The sequence below is a fragment of the Streptomyces sp. DvalAA-14 genome, from assembly GCF_900091855.1.
Taxonomy (GTDB): Bacteria; Actinomycetota; Actinomycetes; order Streptomycetales; family Streptomycetaceae; genus Actinacidiphila.
On the sequence record NZ_FMCH01000106.1, the window covers coordinates 1 to 1,232 of the forward strand.

Below are 1,232 nucleotides of genomic sequence, written 5' to 3' on the forward strand. Positions count from 1 at the left end.
CACCGCTGCCCGCTCGCCGACGCCGACTGCCGTATCCAGCCCGCCAGTTCCCCGCACCCGGGCGAGCGCTCGGCGGCCTGCCACCACCCGGCGACCGGCTGAGCACGCTCCGCACCGAAGCCCACGAACGACGTCAACCGACCCTCCCGGGAGAAACCGTGCCCATCGAGTTCATCGGCATCGCCGGCACCCAGGCCCACAGCGAGACCGGGACGACCCCAGGACCGGTCGTCGACCCCGCCTATCTGACCGAACTGGCCCTGGCCCACGAGGGATCCGGCTTCGACCGGGTGCTGGTCGCGCACTCCTCGGCGAGCCCGGACGGCTTCACCGTGGCCGACCAGGTGCTCAACCGCACCACCCGGCTCGGCGTGCTGCTGGCCCACCGGCCCGGCTTCGTCGCGCCGACCCAGACCGCCCGCAAGTACGCGACGCTGGACGCCTTCCACCCCGGCCGGATCGCGCTGCACGTGATCACCGGCGGCGACGACGCCGACCAGGCCCGCGACGGCGACATCAGCGACAAGCCGACCCGCTACCGCCGCACCGACGAGTTCCTCCAGGTGCTGCGCAGCGAGTGGGACCGCACCGAACCCTTCGACTTCGACGGCGAGTTCTACACCGTGCGCGGCGGCTGGTCCTCGGTCCGCCCGGCCCGGCCGATCCCGGTGTACTTCGGCGGCGCCTCGCAGGACGCCATCCGGGTCGGCGGACGGCACGCCGATGTGTACGCCTTCTGGGGCGAGCCGCTGGCCGGGATCGCCGAGCGGATCCGCCAGGTCCGGCAGGCCGCGGCGCCCTACGGCCGCGACCCGCGGTTCAGCGTCAGCCTGCGCCCGATCCCGGCGGCCACCGAGGCCGAGGCGTGGCGGCGGGCCGAGGACATCCTGCGGCTGACCAAGGAGCACTCCGGCGAACTGCGCCGGTCCTTCCGCCTGGACCACAGCGCCCAGGAGGGCTCCCGCCGGCTGCTGGCCTACGCCGCCGAGGGCGATGTGCACGACAAGCGCCTGTGGACCGCGGTCGCCAAGGCCACCGGAGCCGCCGGCAACTCCACCGCCCTGGTCGGCAGTTACGAACAGGTCGCCGAATCCCTGCTGGACTACGTCCACTTGGGCGTGTCCACCCTGCTGATCCGCGGCTTCAGCCCGCTGGCCGACGCCCGCGACTACGGCTCGCTGATCCGGCTGGTCCGGGAGCAGACGGACGAGTCGGCACTGGCCGGGGCGGCA

1 protein-coding gene is annotated in these 1,232 nt (G+C 73.6%); it reads left to right on the forward strand.

Annotation, left to right across the window (positions count from 1 at the left end; all coding sequences use genetic code 11):
* Positions 1–158: 158 nt before the first annotated feature.
* A partial coding sequence (locus GA0115240_RS05060; protein ID WP_093735445.1) for an LLM class flavin-dependent oxidoreductase occupies positions 159–1,232 on the forward strand: 1,074 nt, incomplete at its 3' end.